The sequence below is a fragment of the Bacillus sp. ISL-51 genome, assembly GCF_018613535.1.
Classification (GTDB): domain Bacteria; phylum Bacillota; class Bacilli; order Bacillales; family Bacillaceae; genus Bacillus.
Window position 1 is genome coordinate 1 of record NZ_JAGGQB010000007.1, and the last position, 14,249, is coordinate 14,249.

Genomic DNA, 14,249 nt, shown 5'->3' on the forward strand with positions numbered 1-14,249 from the left:
CAAAAACGGGGGTCAGTCCCCAAAAAGGGAGGTTTTTTAGTTCTATTTCCACCAATCATCAAACATAGATGCCGGCACCTGGCGTTTATGCTCAGTGCTCATATAGCGTTTTTCGAGCGCCTCGGATACTTCGGCTGAGACCTCTTTGCCTTCTAAATAGTCATCGATATCATTGTAAGTGATGCCTAGTTCGGTTTCGTCCGTTTGCTGCGGTTTGTCATCCAGCAGGTCGGCTGTCGGTAATTTCAGGTACAGGCGTTCCGGCGCGCCCAGCTCCTCTAATAAACATCTGCCCTGGCGTTTCGTTAAGCCTGTCAGCGGCAATACATCGGCGCCGCCGTCTCCGTACTTCGTGAAGAAACCGGTCACCGCTTCAGCAGCATGGTCGGTTCCAATGACGAGCAAGCCTTCTTGTCCGCCGATGGCATATTGTGCGATCATTCTCGTTCTGGCCTTTACATTTCCTTTGTTAAAGTCAGACAACTGATCTCCGGTTTCTTTTTTGTATTGATCAGCAAATGCGCTGACCGTGGTTTTAATGTCAAATGTCCATGATTTGTCAGGCTTGATAAATGTGAGCGCCATTTGGGCATCATCCTCGTCCTGCTGTGTGCCGTGCGGCAGACGCACGGCGATGAATTCGGCATTTCCGCCTTCTTCTCTGATACTTTCCACAGCCATTTGGGCGAGACGGCCCGCAAGCGTTGAATCCTGGCCGCCGCTGATGCCTAATACAAAGCCTTTAGCACCCGTTTTTTTCACATATTGTTTAAGAAAATTCACCCTGTCCTCAATTTCTTGTTTCGGATCAATTGATGGCTTTACGTGTAGATCGTTCATAATATGTTGTTGCATGCTCATTCCAATCACTCCTCCTGCACTGTTCTTTATCATTCATTTCCCTCTCATGACGAAAATGAATCATGCCACTATGTACGACTCTGTTAAATATAGCACAGGTACTGATTTTAAGTGAACAATACACGCAGTGGTCAGCTGATTTCCACGCGCAGCGCCGTGATGCTTTCTCCATTGCATTTCCCTTTTTCAATCGGGCATGACGAAAACGCAACCACAAGATCCATCTCCGCCCGAAGCCGCACATAATCGCCGGCGTCAGACAGCGGCGTCTCGACAGACAAATTCCCTTTTTCATCAAGCACCGTATTCATAAAGATCGCGAACGGATAATGCATATGCGGCCGCGGCACGCCAAACTGTTCAAGAGCCCCGCTCATATTGTCGTAACACGTATCCTGCAGCTCGTCTTTATGCTTTCCGTATAAGAGCCTGTTCATATCCGGACGGCATGCCGGCAGAAGCAGGTCGTGCTTGCCGACTGTATCTTCAATTAGCGTCAGCATCGGCTTGTACAAATTCGAATAAATATGATTGCCGACTTTTACATTGATGGACTGGTTGGCATCGATGGTCGCGCCCTGATCAAGATGCTCATAAAAGTCCTTGGCATGGTACGCCGTAAAGTCAGCCACCTGCTGTCCTTCCACATCAACTACTTTAATGATTTGCCCTTTATGCACTTTCAGCCCGAGTCCTTTTTTCGGCGGAACGATAAATTGCTGTGTCATCGGCCTGCTCCTTTTTTCTTCTATTATGACCCCCGCCGTTTGTTTCATGTAAAGCAATTTATTGGATGTATATTCTCCTTCCGCTGGCCGCAATCTAATCTTTGATAAAGGGGTTGAACTTCATGGGTAAATCACAGGACCAGCCTAAAGGAAATCTGGACTGGTGGCAGCTGTCCTTAATCGGCATCGGCTGCACAATCGGAACCGGCTTCTTTCTCGGTTCGAGCATCGCTATTGTCAAAAGCGGATTTTCCGTGCTAATCTCGTTTCTCATCGCGGGGCTCGGCACATACTTTGTCTTTGAACAGCTCGCAAAGCTTTCGGCAAAACAGCCTGAAAAAGGATCTTTTTGTGCTTATGCGAGAAAAGCGTTCGGTACATGGGCCGGTTTCAGTAACGGATGGGTATACTGGTCGTCAGAAATGCTGATCACCGGAAGCCAGCTGACAGCCATCTCGCTGTTTACGAAGCATTGGTTTCCAAATGTGCCGCTTTGGGTTTTCGCCTCGATCTACGCGGTTCTCGGTCTGTTGATTATTTTTACGGGGCTGTCCGTTTTTGAAAAAACAGAGCATGTTCTCGCGGTTGTCAAAACGGCGGCGATTTTTATGTTTATCATCATCGCTGTTTTAGCGCTGTGCGGCATTTTTTCGTCTCACAAACCGGACATACATGTTCCGAGTGAATCAAAGCATTTGTTTCCTTACGGAGCGATGGGATTATGGACGGGGCTGATTTACGCGTTTTATGCATTTGGAGGAATTGAAGTCATGGGGCTGATGACGGTTCATTTGAAAAAACCTGAGGAAGCGGCAAAGTCGGGTAAACTGATGCTCGCCGTTTTGGCGGTCATTTACGTCATATCTATCGGCCTTGCGCTGCTTTTAGTGCCTTTACACAAATTTACCGAGCAGGACAGCCCGTTTATCACATCTCTTAAAGGCTTTCATTTGAATGTCGTCCTTGATATTTTCAACGGCATTTTTATTATTGCGGGTTTTTCTACGCTCGTCGCGTCTCTGTTTGCGGTGACGACATTGCTCTGTACAATGGCTGATGACGGAGATGCGCCAAAATGCTTTACGTTAAAAGAAGGAAAAAAGGTATGCTGGCCGGCGCTCGGACTGACGTTTGCCGGGCTTATCGTTTCGATCCTTTTGTCATTGGTGCTGCCGAAAAATATTTATGAGCATATGACCACTGCGGCGGGACTGATGCTTCTTTTTACGTGGATGTTTATTCTCTTTTCCAGCAAGAAGCTAACCGAACCGACAAAGATGGGAAACACGCAGATTTTTGCCGCCATGGTGCTGATTATCGCGGCTGTATCCGGCACGCTGTTTGAGAAATCAAGCAGGCCCGGTTTCTTTGTCAGCTTATGTTTTCTCGCCATCATTGCCGTTGTCACGTGGATTGTGCAAAAAAAACAGGGACAGCGCTCTGCCGGTTCATAATTTATTTTGTCTGTTTAAATAATCCTTTCAAAAATGAAAAGGGGCATTTTGACACCTGCTTTTCATCATCACGGAGGAAATATTGCTTCCATTCTAAATTGTCTTTTCCTCCGTACCATCCTAAATGAGGATGAAGCGGGGCTTCGTCATATGCCTCTAAACGTTTTCTGATCAGCCTGCTCATGTTCCGGCCGAACGCGGTTGAATCATTTAACCCCTCGAACACCCATCTGGGCTGAAACGCCAGCATAAAAAACGGGAAGCTTCTGCTTTGTCTCGCTTCATGCGCAGGCGTCGCGCACAAGATAAAATACGGCTCGCCGTCAAAACAAAATTCCCATTTATAATGTTCAGGATCTTTCGGAAAGTCTTCAGGCCAATCTTTCGGGTCGTGCTCACTCAGCCGGTTTAAAAATGACCAGAACAGCTCCTCATATTCCTCAATTGAGTAATGCTCCGCCAAATCTTCGGGCGTATCAAAGATCACAAGCAGCGACGTATATTTTCCGGTGTTTCTTGATATCTTTCCGTATTCGGACAATAAGAGCCCCAGCTCCTCTGCCGTCGTCTGCTTTCGGGGATCACCCGCAAAGGAAATACGGAGCTGATCTGTTAAAAACCCCTGACGGCCTGGTATGCACGGAAACGTGTCCGCCTCATCCCCCACTTTTTCAGACAAGAGCTCAAAGGCGATTTTCTGCCACTTCGGCAGCTCCAATATTTTTTGCTCGAGGCAACTTTTTGTGTATAACTTGCTTGCCATCGACCCACCTCCAGTATCGTCAAGTTACGATATGACGGAGATAGGCGATGGGTGACAGTCCTTCCCTTTACGAAATGAGCAATTGAATGCCCTGCCATCCGAAATATAAACCAAACGCAATGAGTGACAAGCCCGCAACGGCTGTCAGCCCCCGCAGCGCTTTTTCATGAAGCAGATTTCTGAATGTGCTCGCGGCAATCGCCATGCAAAAATCCCAGATTAAAATGCCGAGAAGTATGCCGGAGCTGTAAATTAGAAGCTGGTTCGCGTTGAAGGATTCGGCGGTTTTGGCGAGGATGCTGCCGTAAATGCCAAGCCAAAATAAAATGCTCAGCGGATTAGAGAGAGAAATAAAAAATCCGGATCCAAACGTTTTGTGAAATGACGGCTTCCCTCTCCCGCCCCTTACATTCATAGCTTCTCTTATATTTCTTAACGTTTCAATTCCCGTATAGGTCAACACAAAAAAACCGAATAGCCACAAAAACGTTTTCACCAGCGGAGCGGTCAAAAAATGGGACAGCCCGAAATAAATTAAGATCATGTACAGTCCATCCGCCATCATGGCGCCAAGCCCGAAAATCCAAGCATGCCAAAAGCCGTTTTTGATGCCTTTGTCAATTTGCGCTGCATTGACCGGTCCGACAGGCGCAGACAATGACAGCCCGAGAACGATGTAGCTTAAAAAGATGTTCATTGGCTTCCCCCTCATTCATGCAACTTGTACAAGTTATTCGGGAATCAGCCGGGCTATGATACATTATTTCAATTTCTCAAGCTCTTTCTCCATAATATCCGTGGCTTTTCCTAAAAAATCAAATATCAGTTCAAGCTCTTCTTCTTTATATTGCCGGCAAAGGCTGACCGTGGACTGGGATAAGGAGCTGAACAGCTGCTTCACATTGGCCTTCCCGGCTGTTAACGGCACAATGATGACCCGTCTTCTGTCTTCGGGGTCTTTTTTTCTCATCGCATACCCCGCTTTTTCAAGCCTGTCGATAAGAGCCGTAACCGAACCCGTGCTGAGTCCCGTTTTCTTTCCAAGCTCTCCTGCGGTCATCGGTCCTAATTCATTTAAAATATCAGCTGATTTCAAATCGGTGGGGAACAGACCGAGAGATTGAGCGGCCGCCTGATGAAAAAGAATCGTCCGGGTGGCCATCTTTCGAAAAAGCTGTACAGCAGTTTCCTCCATCTCACTTCTGGCATTTCTTGTTGACAACTGACAGTCCTCCCTATAAAATCAATTTATCTTGACGATCAAGATAATTAACGGCCAAGTTAATATGATCATAGCAAATCTGATCATAAAAAGTAAGTATGGGAGGAAAAAAGTATGGAACCAAAAGCCGCAAAGGACGCCTCGACGAAATTTGTCGTCCTCGGGCTGCTGCTGGGCATTTTAATGTCAGCTATGGATAATACAATAGTAGCCACGGCGATGGGAAATATCGTGGCTGATCTCGGAAGCTTTGATAAGTTCGCATGGGTCACCGCATCTTATATGGTGGCTGTCATGGCCGGTATGCCGATTTACGGCAAGCTGTCTGATATGTACGGGCGGAAGCGTTTCTTTTTATTCGGACTTATTCTTTTCTTAATCGGGTCCGCTTTATGCGGGATCGCCCAAACAATGGATCAGCTCATCATTTACCGTGTCATTCAGGGAATCGGCGGGGGCGCCTTGATGCCGATCGCCTTTACGATCATTTTTGATTTATTTCCGCCTGAGCAGCGCGGAAAAATGTCGGGCATGTTCGGCGCCGTTTTCGGCCTGTCCAGCGTTCTCGGACCGCTTTTAGGCGCACTCATCACCGACTCCATCAGCTGGCACTGGGTGTTTTATATCAATGTGCCGATCGGCGTTTTATCACTGTTCTTCATTCTTCGTTATTATAAGGAATCACTTGAGCACAAAAAGCAAAAAATCGACTGGGCCGGCGCTATTACTTTAGTGGTGTCCATTGTATGCCTGATGTTTGCGCTTGAGCTCGGAGGCAAAACGTATGACTGGAATTCCGTTCAGATCATCGGCCTGGTCGCCGTATTTGCGGTTTTCTTTATTGCCTTCTTTATTGTAGAAAGAAAAGCGCAGGAACCGATTATTTCGTTTTGGATGTTTAAAAACCGTTTGTTTGCCACGGCGCAGATTTTGGCTTTCCTTTACGGAGCCACGTTTATTATTTTAGCCGTGTTCATTCCGATTTTTGTACAGGCTGTGTACGGAAGCTCTGCGACTAGCGCAGGCTTTATTTTGACACCGATGATGCTCGGTTCGGTCATCGGCAGTATGATCGGCGGAATCTTCCAAACGAAAGCGAGTTTCCGTAATTTAATGCTGATTTCGGTTGTCGCTTTCTTTATCGGAATGCTGCTGCTTTCCAATATGACACCGGATACTGCGCGGGCGATGCTGACAGTGTTTATGCTGATTTCCGGATTCGGCGTCGGCTTTAACTTCTCACTGCTTCCGGCAGCGTCTATGAACGACCTTGAGCCGCGTTTTCGCGGAAGCGCCAATTCAACAAACTCTTTTTTGAGATCATTCGGCATGACTCTCGGCGTTACGATTTTCGGAACCATTCAGACGAATGTGTTTTCGAATAAGCTGTCAGATGCCTTCAGCGGCATGAAAGGAGCGGGCGGCGCGATGCAGAATATGGGCAGTCCCCAGGAGATTTTCCAAGCCGGCACGCGCTCTCATATTCCGCCGCAAATTTTAGATAAGATTATTGACGCGATGTCTCAAAGCATCACATACGTCTTTATGCTTGCATTGGCGCCGATTGTCATTGCAGCCATTACCGTTTTGTTTATGGGAAAAGCGAGAGTGAAAACCTCTCAGGAAATAGCGAAAAAAGCGAATTAAAAAAGCAGTACATGGCATTTGTCATGTACTGCTTTTTCGTTTACTCAGCAAAATGCGGGGCAAGAATATCCTTCAGCACATTTGCGCTGTGAGTGAATTGCGCTTGTTCCTTTTCATTCAGCGCAAGCTCTGCCACGCCGGCAACACCGTCCCGATTGACGACAGCCGGGACGCCGATATATACATCATCGGTTCCGTATTGGCCGTTTACGTACGTGCTGACAGTTAATATGCTGTTTTCATTACGCAAAATCGCTTTCGTAATACGGGCAAGGCTCATCGCCACTCCGTAATACGTCGCGCCTTTTTTCTCAATGATATGGTAAGCCGCGTTTTTTACATCATCGACAATTTGATCAAGCTCTTCCTGCTTGTACGCTTCATTTTTCTCTAACAACTGCTGAACGGGCACTCCGCCGACATTGGCATGGCTCCAAACCGGAAGCTCCGTATCGCCATGCTCGCCGATAATGTGGGCATGTACGTTTTGCGGCGCCGCGCCGAAGTATTCGCTCAGCATATAACGGAATCTTGCAGAATCCAATGTTGTGCCGCTGCCTATCACACGTTCCTTGGGCAGGCCGCTGAATTTCCAAGTCGCATATGTCAGAATATCAACCGGATTTGTGGCGACAAGGAAAATGCCGTCAAACCCGCTTGCCATCACTTCACTGACAATGCCTTTAAAAATAGCCAGATTCTTTTCAACCAGTTCAAGTCTTGTTTCGCCCGGTTTCTGGTTTGCCCCGGCACAGATGCACACAATATCGGCATCTTTACAATCTTCATATGTGCCGTAAGATGTTTTCACCGGATGAGGCGCAAATGCCTTCCCGTGATTTAAATCCATCACATCTCCCATGGCTTTTTCTTTATTTACATCAATGATCACGAGTTCATCCGTGATCCCTTGGTTTATTAACGCAAACGCATAACTGCTTCCAACAAAACCTGCTCCGATTAATGCTACCTTGTTCACTCGTTCGTTCATCATGTATGCTCATCCTCCAGCGTTTCGTGGTGTCGTTTTACTTGTGAAGTATTTCACATTTATATTGTGCAACATTTCACAAACTTTTGCAAGAGAAAAGTTTTGCTTTTTTATAAAAGTCGGCTGGAAGGAATATTGCGATCGTTCTTTTTTTTACTTATTAGAAAATAAGAAAATGTACTTAAAGCTGAATTGGCTTTTGTCCTTTACCCGATGCTGATGCCGCTCATACATACATTGCGAAAGCAAACAGAAAAGCCCTTAAGGGGTAAAAAGCCAGACCCCGCTTGAAAGAAAGCAGGGTCTTTTTTCAGCTTTTTTTGCGAGATCTTCTATAAATCAGCCTTACTGCAACATAACGGATCAGGAAAATAAACATGCTGCATACGAGAAACAAAGCGATCAATTTCAGCCATCCTGTTAAGTGATGCGGGATTCCTTGGTCGTACATAGTAATCAGCGTAATGATCACGGAAACGGCCAGCGTTTCCCCCATTTGCCGCCTGATTTGTTTTTTCAATGTTTCTTCAGAATGAATAACCGGCAGCAAAATCCCCGATGCAGCTGCTCTGATGCAATAATAAACGATGATAATGAAGAAAACCGCCAAGCTTCCGGCCCATTCTCTAAACGGACAATCTAACACAAGTCCGCGTACGATGATGTCGAGCAAAGACAGGGTGCCTATTAGCATTCCGACTTCTGACCAGATAATTCGTTCTTTCTCTTTCACACTCTCACTCTTTCCATTCACGCTTGAAAGTCTGTTATGCTGATTATTCATGACTTCCTCCCGTATTTTTATGAATGGCTTACACCTCTCATTATATCTCGCCGGTTCACAATGATAAACTGAAATCCTCGGCAAAATGTTCTTTAATAAGGTCCCCATTTGATCAAAACGCCTATACAGATGAACACAAGGCCGATGACAAACCAAATCAGCGCAAGCGGGACCATGAAACGGAGCCACTTCACGTATGGAATGCCGCTTGCCGCCAGCACCGCCATCAGGACGCCCGATGTCGGATTCACACAGTTCACAACTCCTTCCCCGAGCATCACCGCTTCAACCGCTACCTGTCTTGTAATTCCCATCAAATCAGCGAGCGGAGCCAATATCGGAATAAACACAACAGCCTCTCCCGACCCCGATGAAATGAGAAAATGCAGCAGGGCGCTGGCGACATACATTCCGATCGCGCCGGCCATCGGGCTGAAGCCGTGTAAAAGAGAAGCAAGCCCATTGACAACCGTATCAAGCAGTTTTCCGCTTTCCAGAATAACAGAGATGCTTCTCGCCATTCCGACGATCAGCGCTCCGTATATCAGGCCCTGGCAGCCCGTGATAAACGTTTTTGCGATATCGTTTGCCGCCATTCCCCCTATCAGTCCCGAAGCGATCGAGATAAAAATAAACACGGCGGCCATCTCCGAATCGGACCAGCCGAGCGTAAGGGCGCCATATAAAAAGCCGGCAAGCGACAGGGCGGAAACAGCCAAAATCAGCTTATGGCGAACTGTAAACAGGACGGGCTTGTCCGCCGTTTCAGAAGCTTGCGGAGCGGGGCCCGATGCCGGAAACCAATTGCTTCCCAATAAACTGCCATCTTTTGATTTCTTTAATTTTTTTGTATACCGGTAAATGTATAAAATAGAAGAAAGCAAAAAACATATGTAGATGGCTGTACGCAATCCAATGCCTGAGAAAAGCGGCAGCTCAGCAATACTTTGTGATAAACCAAGCGGCGATGGAGATAAAATCGTGGCATTAAATCCCGCATAGCAGCCGATATAGATGACGGCCGCGCCCGCCACGGCATCCCATTTCAGCGAACGGGCGACAATCAGACCGATCGGAATAAAGCCGATCACCGAATTCACGACGATTCCGGTCGTGCCGAGAATTGAAAATAACGCACCGACGATCGCGATAAATAGCAGCTGTTTTGTGCGGAACGTACTGATGACGTTATTGATCAAGCCATTAATGGCACCCGTTTTTTCTAAAATCGCAATGGTGCCTCCGGTAAACAGAATTAAAAAGATAATGGGCGCCGAGCTTGTCATTCCTTCCTGAATAGCGGTAAAAAAGCCGATCGGGCTGACCGGAGATTGATCAAGCGAATGATAGCTTCCCGGCACCGCGGACGTCACCTCACCCTTTGTCACCCTGTCAAATTCCCCCGCCGGAACGACATACGACGCAACCGCGCATAGCAAAGCGACAATAAACAGCAAAACATAGGCATCCGGCATGGTAAATGATTTTTTCTTTTTCAATACAGGTTCAGCCTTCGGCACAGTCATATGTGTCACCATCCCGTTCTAAATTTATAAACTATTCAGAAAATACAGATATGTGCTATATTATAAACAGACCTATATCTTGTTTCAATATAAAAAAATAAAGAAATCAAACATTCGAAGGAGGACATATGGCATGAACAGACTCACAGACAATGAAAAACAGACGATTATGGATATATTCGGCCATCTGCACGCCCATCCTGAAGTGAGCTGGAAGGAGTATAAAACGACTGAGTTTCTGACAGAAAAATTAAAAGAGGCTGGGTGCCGGATTCGCACTTTTTCTGATTGCACAGGGGTCGTCGGCGAAATCGGAGAAGGCTCTCCCGTCGTGGCGGTTCGGGCGGATATCGACGCGCTTTGGCAGGAGGTGGACGGCACCTTTCAGGCAAACCATTCCTGCGGACACGATTCCCATATGACGATGGCGCTCGGCACACTGATGCTATTGCAAAAACAGCCGCAGCTTCCGAAAGGCACCATCCGCTTTATTTTTCAGCCGGCCGAAGAAAAAGGCGGAGGCGCGCTGAAAATGATCAAAGAAGGCGTGCTTGATGACGTTGATTTCTTATACGGCGTGCATGTGCGCCCCATACAGGAAACGGCGAACGGCCGCTGCGCCCCTTCCATACTGCACGGTTCCAGCCAGCATATCGAGGGACTGATTATCGGGGAGGAAGCACACGGAGCGAGACCGCATCTCGGCATCAACAGTATTGAAATCGCTGCGCTTCTGGTCCAAAAGCTCAGCTTCATTCATATTGATCCGGCCATCCCCCATTCCGTCAAAATGACGAAGCTTCAGGCCGGAGGGGACAGCTCCAACATCATCCCAGGAAAAGCATCCTTCAGCCTTGATCTGCGCGCCCAGACGAATGACGCAATGGAAAAGCTGACTGCAGAAACAGAAAGAGCCTGCGAGGCGGCGGCCGCCGCCTTTGGAGCGAAAATCGAATTACAAAAGGAGCACAGCCTCCCGGCGGCTACACGAAACAAGGAAGCGGAAGCCGTCATGGCCTCGGCGATCCGTGACATTCTCGGTGAAGAAAACCTGGATAAACCGCTTGTGACGACCGGGGGCGAGGATTTCCACTTCTACGGTGTTAAAGTACCGAATCTCAAAACCACTATGCTCGGACTGGGCTGCGGACTTCAGCCCGGTCTTCATCATCCGCACATGACGTTTGACCGAAGCGCCATATATACCGGCGTTGAGATTTTAACGGCCGCCGTGCTTACATCGTTTGATACATAAAAAAGCAGCCCGTCATCAGGGCTGCTTTTTTTACTTCTTCAGATCTTCTATTGAATTGACGTTTTTCATATATTGAGGAACGACCAGACCCATCTTCACGCCTGTCAAGCTTGTTCCTATGTCATCAAATTTCCCTTTATATTTGGCTGCATAGGCTTTATGGGTATTCGGAAGCCATGCAGACAGGGAAGCATCCGCACTGCCTGTAGCGATCGCAGTCCACATCGGGCCTGCTTCAACTTGAGTCAGCTTTACGTCGTAGCCAAGGTCTTGAAACACCTTTCCGACTACATTCGTACTCGCGATCTCACTGTCCCAAGCCACATAAGCAAGGTTGATTTTATCGCCCTTCACTTTATGAGCGCCTTTAGTCCACTGAGCCACTTGGTCCTTATGTTTTTTCACATAATCAGCGGCCACTTTAGACGGCTTTTCGCCTTCTTCAACGGCAATCATGACTTCCCCCATGTCGTCCTGCGTCCATTTAAACTGGCTGAGAACTTTTGCCGCGTTCGGCTGTTCCTTACTGAAGCCCGTTCTTGTAATCGTATGAATCTGCTCGGCAGTACCGTACGTTTTTTTCGGATCATCGAGGAATTTCAGCTTGTATCTGGAGAACATCCAGTGCGGCGTCCAGCCCGTCACGATGATCGGTTTTTTCCGGTCATAGGATTTCTTTAATGTCGCTGTCATTGCCGCACTTGACGCTGACACGACATTCCAGTCTTTCAAGCCGTAATCCTTCACAGCCTCATCAGTCAGAGCCATAATGCCTGAACCCGGGTCAATACCAATAATGGTCTTGTTGACCTGGTCCGCAGCTGATGCGTTGCCATCAGCCTGCGAGCCGCAGGCAGCCAGAGAAAGAGCCAGTGCAGCGGTAACGCCGACACCGATGATTTTCTTAAGCATCAGGCATTCCCCCTGCTCTTTTTCTTCACTTTAATGTTTTGCGTAATACGGTCAAGCGTAATCGCCACGATCACGATCGCGATACCGGCTTCTACGCCGATACCGGTTTTCAATTGTGTCACGGCGCTGTACACTTCAGAACCGAGACCCGGCGCACCGACCATGGCCGCGATAACAACCATTGATAACGCCAGCATGATGCTTTGGTTAATTCCGGCCAGAATGGTTTTTGTAGCAAGCGGAAGCTGAACTTTAAACAAACGCTGGGACGTCGTTGAACCGAACGCTTCTGTCGCTTCAATCAGATCAGCCGGAACCTGTTTAATACCGAGCACAGTCATGCGGATCGTCGGAGGCATCGCGAAAATAACTGATGCTACGACTCCGGGCACAACCCCGATATTAAAGAAGAAAATCGCAGGCAATAGGTATACGAAAGCAGGCATAGTCTGCATTAAGTCTAAAATCGGTGTAACAATTCGGCGGACCGTTTCTTTTTGAGATGCCCACACCCCGATCGGAACCCCGATAATAATTGAAATCAGAACAGAGGTCACAACAAGCGCCAATGTCTGCAGCATCGGTGACCAATAGCCTAAATAATCAATGACAAGGAATCCGATTAATGTAAAGAGTGCAATTCCTCTCGTGCTGATCCACCAAGCGAGAGCCGCAAAAATAACAGTTAATAAAATAGACGGGATGTAACCCAAACCGCTCACAATCGCATTTACAAAAGCGGCCAAACCGTTTGAGATTCCGTCAAAGAAACCTCCGAACGTTATGGTAAGCCAGTCAACAAACCGGTCAACGATATCTGCTAACGGAATTCTAGGCAATCTGTCCATTTACTTCACCCCCTGAACAGAAGAATCCTGTGCTTGTTCAGCAGAATCTTCAACATTGATATAATCGTTATTGCCTGAAAGCGCGCCGATTAATGCGCCTTTTACGACAATGCCTTTCATACGCTCTTTATCGTCTGTGACGGCGATCGGAATGTTCGCGTCAGACACAACATCGAAAATCTCCGTCAAGTATGTGCTTTCGTGCACCGTCGTGAATTCTGTGTTTAAAATATCCTGCAGCGATAAATCGGATTCAACCGCTTTTTTCGCATCCGCCGCATGAATGACGCCGAGAAGCTTCTTTTGTTTATCAACGGCGTAAATAGACGAAATACCCAAGTTCTTCATGAGCTGGAGCGCTACGCGAGGCCCTTTGTCAATCCGCACGGTTTCAGCGCGCTTCATGATATGGCCCGCTGTCAGGACTTTCGATAAATCAACGTCTTCAACGAATTTTTCAACATATTCATTGGACGGGCTCATCAGAATTTCTTCCGGTGTCCCGATCTGAACGATGTTACCGTCTTTCATCAGCACGATTCTGTCACCGATCCGCAATGCTTCATCAAGGTCATGCGTGATAAAGATGATCGTTTTGCCGACAGAGTCATGAAGATCGAGCAGTTCATCCTGCATATCTTTACGGATCAGCGGATCAAGCGCACTGAAGGCTTCATCCATCAGAAGAATGTCAGGGTCGTTCGTCAGCGCACGGGCAAGACCGACACGCTGCTGCATTCCTCCGCTGAGCTGATCCGGATATTGATGTTCAAATCCTTCAAGGCCGACAAGCTGAAGCGAGTCAAGGGCTTTTTGCTCCCTCTCTTTTTTGTCAACACCTTGAAGCTCCAGGCCGTATTCCGTATTTTCAAGAATCGTTCTGTGCGGAAACAGCGCAAATTTTTGAAAGACCATGCTGATTTTTTTCCGGCGCACTTCCCGGAGCTGGTCTTTTGACATATTTGTTATCATGTCACCATCAATATAGATATTCCCGGCAGTCGGTTCAATAAGCCGGTTTAACAGCCGAACTAAAGTTGATTTACCGCTCCCCGATAGACCCATGATGACAAATATCTCCCCATCATAAACATCAAAGTTTGCTTGATTGACACCAACGGTTGACCCGGTTGCTTTCAGGATCTCTTTTTTATTTTTTCCGCTGGACAGCATCTGAATGGCTTTTTTTGCCTGCTTCCCAAATACCTTAGATACATTTTCGACTTTTATCTTAATTGGTTTCTCATCCGAATTCATA

14 protein-coding genes are annotated in these 14,249 nt (G+C 47.3%); 3 read left to right on the plus strand and 11 right to left on the minus strand.

Annotated features, from left to right (window positions below; genetic code table 11):
• Window positions 1-42: 42 nt before the first annotated feature.
• Window positions 43-861: an ammonia-dependent NAD(+) synthetase gene (nadE, locus tag J7E26_RS11610; protein ID WP_214804112.1), complete on the minus strand. Its 819-nt coding sequence runs from the start codon at window positions 859-861 to the stop codon at window positions 43-45.
• Window positions 862-992: 131 nt separating this feature from the next.
• Window positions 993-1,589 carry a DUF1989 domain-containing protein gene (locus J7E26_RS11615; protein ID WP_214804113.1) on the minus strand — a complete coding sequence of 199 codons (597 nt, stop codon included), beginning with the start codon at window positions 1,587-1,589 and terminating at the stop codon, window positions 993-995.
• A gap of 122 nt (window positions 1,590-1,711) precedes the next feature.
• Here J7E26_RS11615 and J7E26_RS11620 point away from each other — a divergent pair, with 122 nt between their 5' ends.
• The gene (locus J7E26_RS11620) at window positions 1,712-3,043 is read left to right on the plus strand and encodes an amino acid permease (RefSeq protein WP_214804114.1); all 1,332 of its coding nucleotides are present in this window, start codon (window positions 1,712-1,714) and stop codon (window positions 3,041-3,043) included.
• 1 nt (window position 3,044) lies between these two features.
• Here J7E26_RS11620 and J7E26_RS11625 read toward each other — a convergent pair whose 3' ends face one another.
• The 3 genes from J7E26_RS11625 to J7E26_RS11635 all read right to left on the minus strand — a co-directional run bounded on the left by J7E26_RS11625 (window position 3,045) and on the right by J7E26_RS11635 (window position 5,028).
• The gene (locus tag J7E26_RS11625; RefSeq protein WP_214804115.1) at window positions 3,045-3,806 is read right to left on the minus strand and encodes a YqcI/YcgG family protein; all 762 of its coding nucleotides are present in this window, start codon (window positions 3,804-3,806) and stop codon (window positions 3,045-3,047) included.
• A 67-nt stretch (window positions 3,807-3,873) separates the two neighbouring features.
• Window positions 3,874-4,503: a LysE family translocator gene (locus J7E26_RS11630; RefSeq protein ID WP_214804116.1), complete on the minus strand. Its 630-nt coding sequence runs from the start codon at window positions 4,501-4,503 to the stop codon at window positions 3,874-3,876.
• Window positions 4,504-4,566: 63 nt separating this feature from the next.
• Window positions 4,567-5,028 (minus strand): MarR family transcriptional regulator, encoded by a 462-nt coding sequence (locus J7E26_RS11635; RefSeq protein ID WP_214804117.1) that lies wholly within the window; start codon window positions 5,026-5,028, stop codon window positions 4,567-4,569.
• A gap of 114 nt (window positions 5,029-5,142) precedes the next feature.
• On the opposite strand from J7E26_RS11635, the gene J7E26_RS11640 reads away from it, so the two are divergent.
• Entirely contained in the window at window positions 5,143-6,675 is a 1,533-nt protein-coding gene (locus tag J7E26_RS11640; RefSeq protein WP_214813327.1) for an MDR family MFS transporter, read from the plus strand.
• Between the two features lie 40 nt (window positions 6,676-6,715).
• Here J7E26_RS11640 and J7E26_RS11645 read toward each other — a convergent pair whose 3' ends face one another.
• From J7E26_RS11645 to J7E26_RS11655, 3 genes are all read right to left on the minus strand, one after another.
• Window positions 6,716-7,669: an L-lactate dehydrogenase gene (locus tag J7E26_RS11645; RefSeq protein WP_214804119.1), complete on the minus strand. Its 954-nt coding sequence runs from the start codon at window positions 7,667-7,669 to the stop codon at window positions 6,716-6,718.
• Between the two features lie 307 nt (window positions 7,670-7,976).
• Entirely contained in the window at window positions 7,977-8,450 is a 474-nt protein-coding gene (locus tag J7E26_RS11650; protein WP_214804120.1) for a DUF6773 family protein, read from the minus strand.
• A gap of 92 nt (window positions 8,451-8,542) precedes the next feature.
• Complete coding sequence (locus tag J7E26_RS11655) at window positions 8,543-9,976, minus strand: YfcC family protein (RefSeq protein ID WP_214804121.1); 1,434 nt, start codon at window positions 9,974-9,976, stop codon at window positions 8,543-8,545.
• Between the two features lie 133 nt (window positions 9,977-10,109).
• Here J7E26_RS11655 and J7E26_RS11660 point away from each other — a divergent pair, with 133 nt between their 5' ends.
• Window positions 10,110-11,231: a M20 peptidase aminoacylase family protein gene (locus J7E26_RS11660; RefSeq protein ID WP_214804122.1), complete on the plus strand. Its 1,122-nt coding sequence runs from the start codon at window positions 10,110-10,112 to the stop codon at window positions 11,229-11,231.
• Between the two features lie 30 nt (window positions 11,232-11,261).
• On the opposite strand, the gene J7E26_RS11665 is transcribed toward J7E26_RS11660, so the two are convergent.
• From J7E26_RS11665 to opuAA, 3 genes are read right to left on the minus strand one after another with little or no spacing between them, the layout of a single operon-like run.
• The gene (locus J7E26_RS11665) at window positions 11,262-12,143 is read right to left on the minus strand and encodes a glycine betaine ABC transporter substrate-binding protein (protein ID WP_214804123.1); all 882 of its coding nucleotides are present in this window, start codon (window positions 12,141-12,143) and stop codon (window positions 11,262-11,264) included.
• Window positions 12,143-12,991: an ABC transporter permease gene (gene opuAB, locus J7E26_RS11670; protein WP_214804124.1), complete on the minus strand. Its 849-nt coding sequence runs from the start codon at window positions 12,989-12,991 to the stop codon at window positions 12,143-12,145. Before opuAB ends, J7E26_RS11665 begins: the two co-directional genes overlap by 1 nt.
• A complete protein-coding gene (gene opuAA, locus J7E26_RS11675; protein ID WP_214804125.1) occupies window positions 12,992-14,248 on the minus strand; it encodes a quaternary amine ABC transporter ATP-binding protein in 1,257 nt (418 codons plus the stop codon).
• Between the last annotated feature and the right edge of the window lies 1 nt (window position 14,249).

What these genes read in the sequence shown, in the direction of transcription:
- opuAA (WP_214804125.1), bottom strand. Translation starts at nt 14,248, where the DNA reads ATGAATTCGGATGAGAAACCAATTAAGATAAAAGTCGAAAATGTATCT.
- J7E26_RS11650 (WP_214804120.1), bottom strand. Translation starts at nt 8,450, where the DNA reads ATGAATAATCAGCATAACAGACTTTCAAGCGTGAATGGAAAGAGTGAG.
- J7E26_RS11640 (WP_214813327.1), top strand. Translation starts at nt 5,143, where the DNA reads ATGGAACCAAAAGCCGCAAAGGACGCCTCGACGAAATTTGTCGTCCTC.
- J7E26_RS11655 (WP_214804121.1), bottom strand. Translation starts at nt 9,976, where the DNA reads ATGACTGTGCCGAAGGCTGAACCTGTATTGAAAAAGAAAAAATCATTT.
- J7E26_RS11660 (WP_214804122.1), top strand. Translation starts at nt 10,110, where the DNA reads ATGAACAGACTCACAGACAATGAAAAACAGACGATTATGGATATATTC.
- J7E26_RS11625 (WP_214804115.1), bottom strand. Translation starts at nt 3,806, where the DNA reads ATGGCAAGCAAGTTATACACAAAAAGTTGCCTCGAGCAAAAAATATTG.
- J7E26_RS11630 (WP_214804116.1), bottom strand. Translation starts at nt 4,503, where the DNA reads ATGAACATCTTTTTAAGCTACATCGTTCTCGGGCTGTCATTGTCTGCG.
- nadE (WP_214804112.1), bottom strand. Translation starts at nt 861, where the DNA reads ATGAGCATGCAACAACATATTATGAACGATCTACACGTAAAGCCATCA.
- J7E26_RS11665 (WP_214804123.1), bottom strand. Translation starts at nt 12,143, where the DNA reads ATGCTTAAGAAAATCATCGGTGTCGGCGTTACCGCTGCACTGGCTCTT.
- J7E26_RS11615 (WP_214804113.1), bottom strand. Translation starts at nt 1,589, where the DNA reads ATGACACAGCAATTTATCGTTCCGCCGAAAAAAGGACTCGGGCTGAAA.
- opuAB (WP_214804124.1), bottom strand. Translation starts at nt 12,991, where the DNA reads ATGGACAGATTGCCTAGAATTCCGTTAGCAGATATCGTTGACCGGTTT.
- J7E26_RS11620 (WP_214804114.1), top strand. Translation starts at nt 1,712, where the DNA reads ATGGGTAAATCACAGGACCAGCCTAAAGGAAATCTGGACTGGTGGCAG.
- J7E26_RS11645 (WP_214804119.1), bottom strand. Translation starts at nt 7,669, where the DNA reads ATGATGAACGAACGAGTGAACAAGGTAGCATTAATCGGAGCAGGTTTT.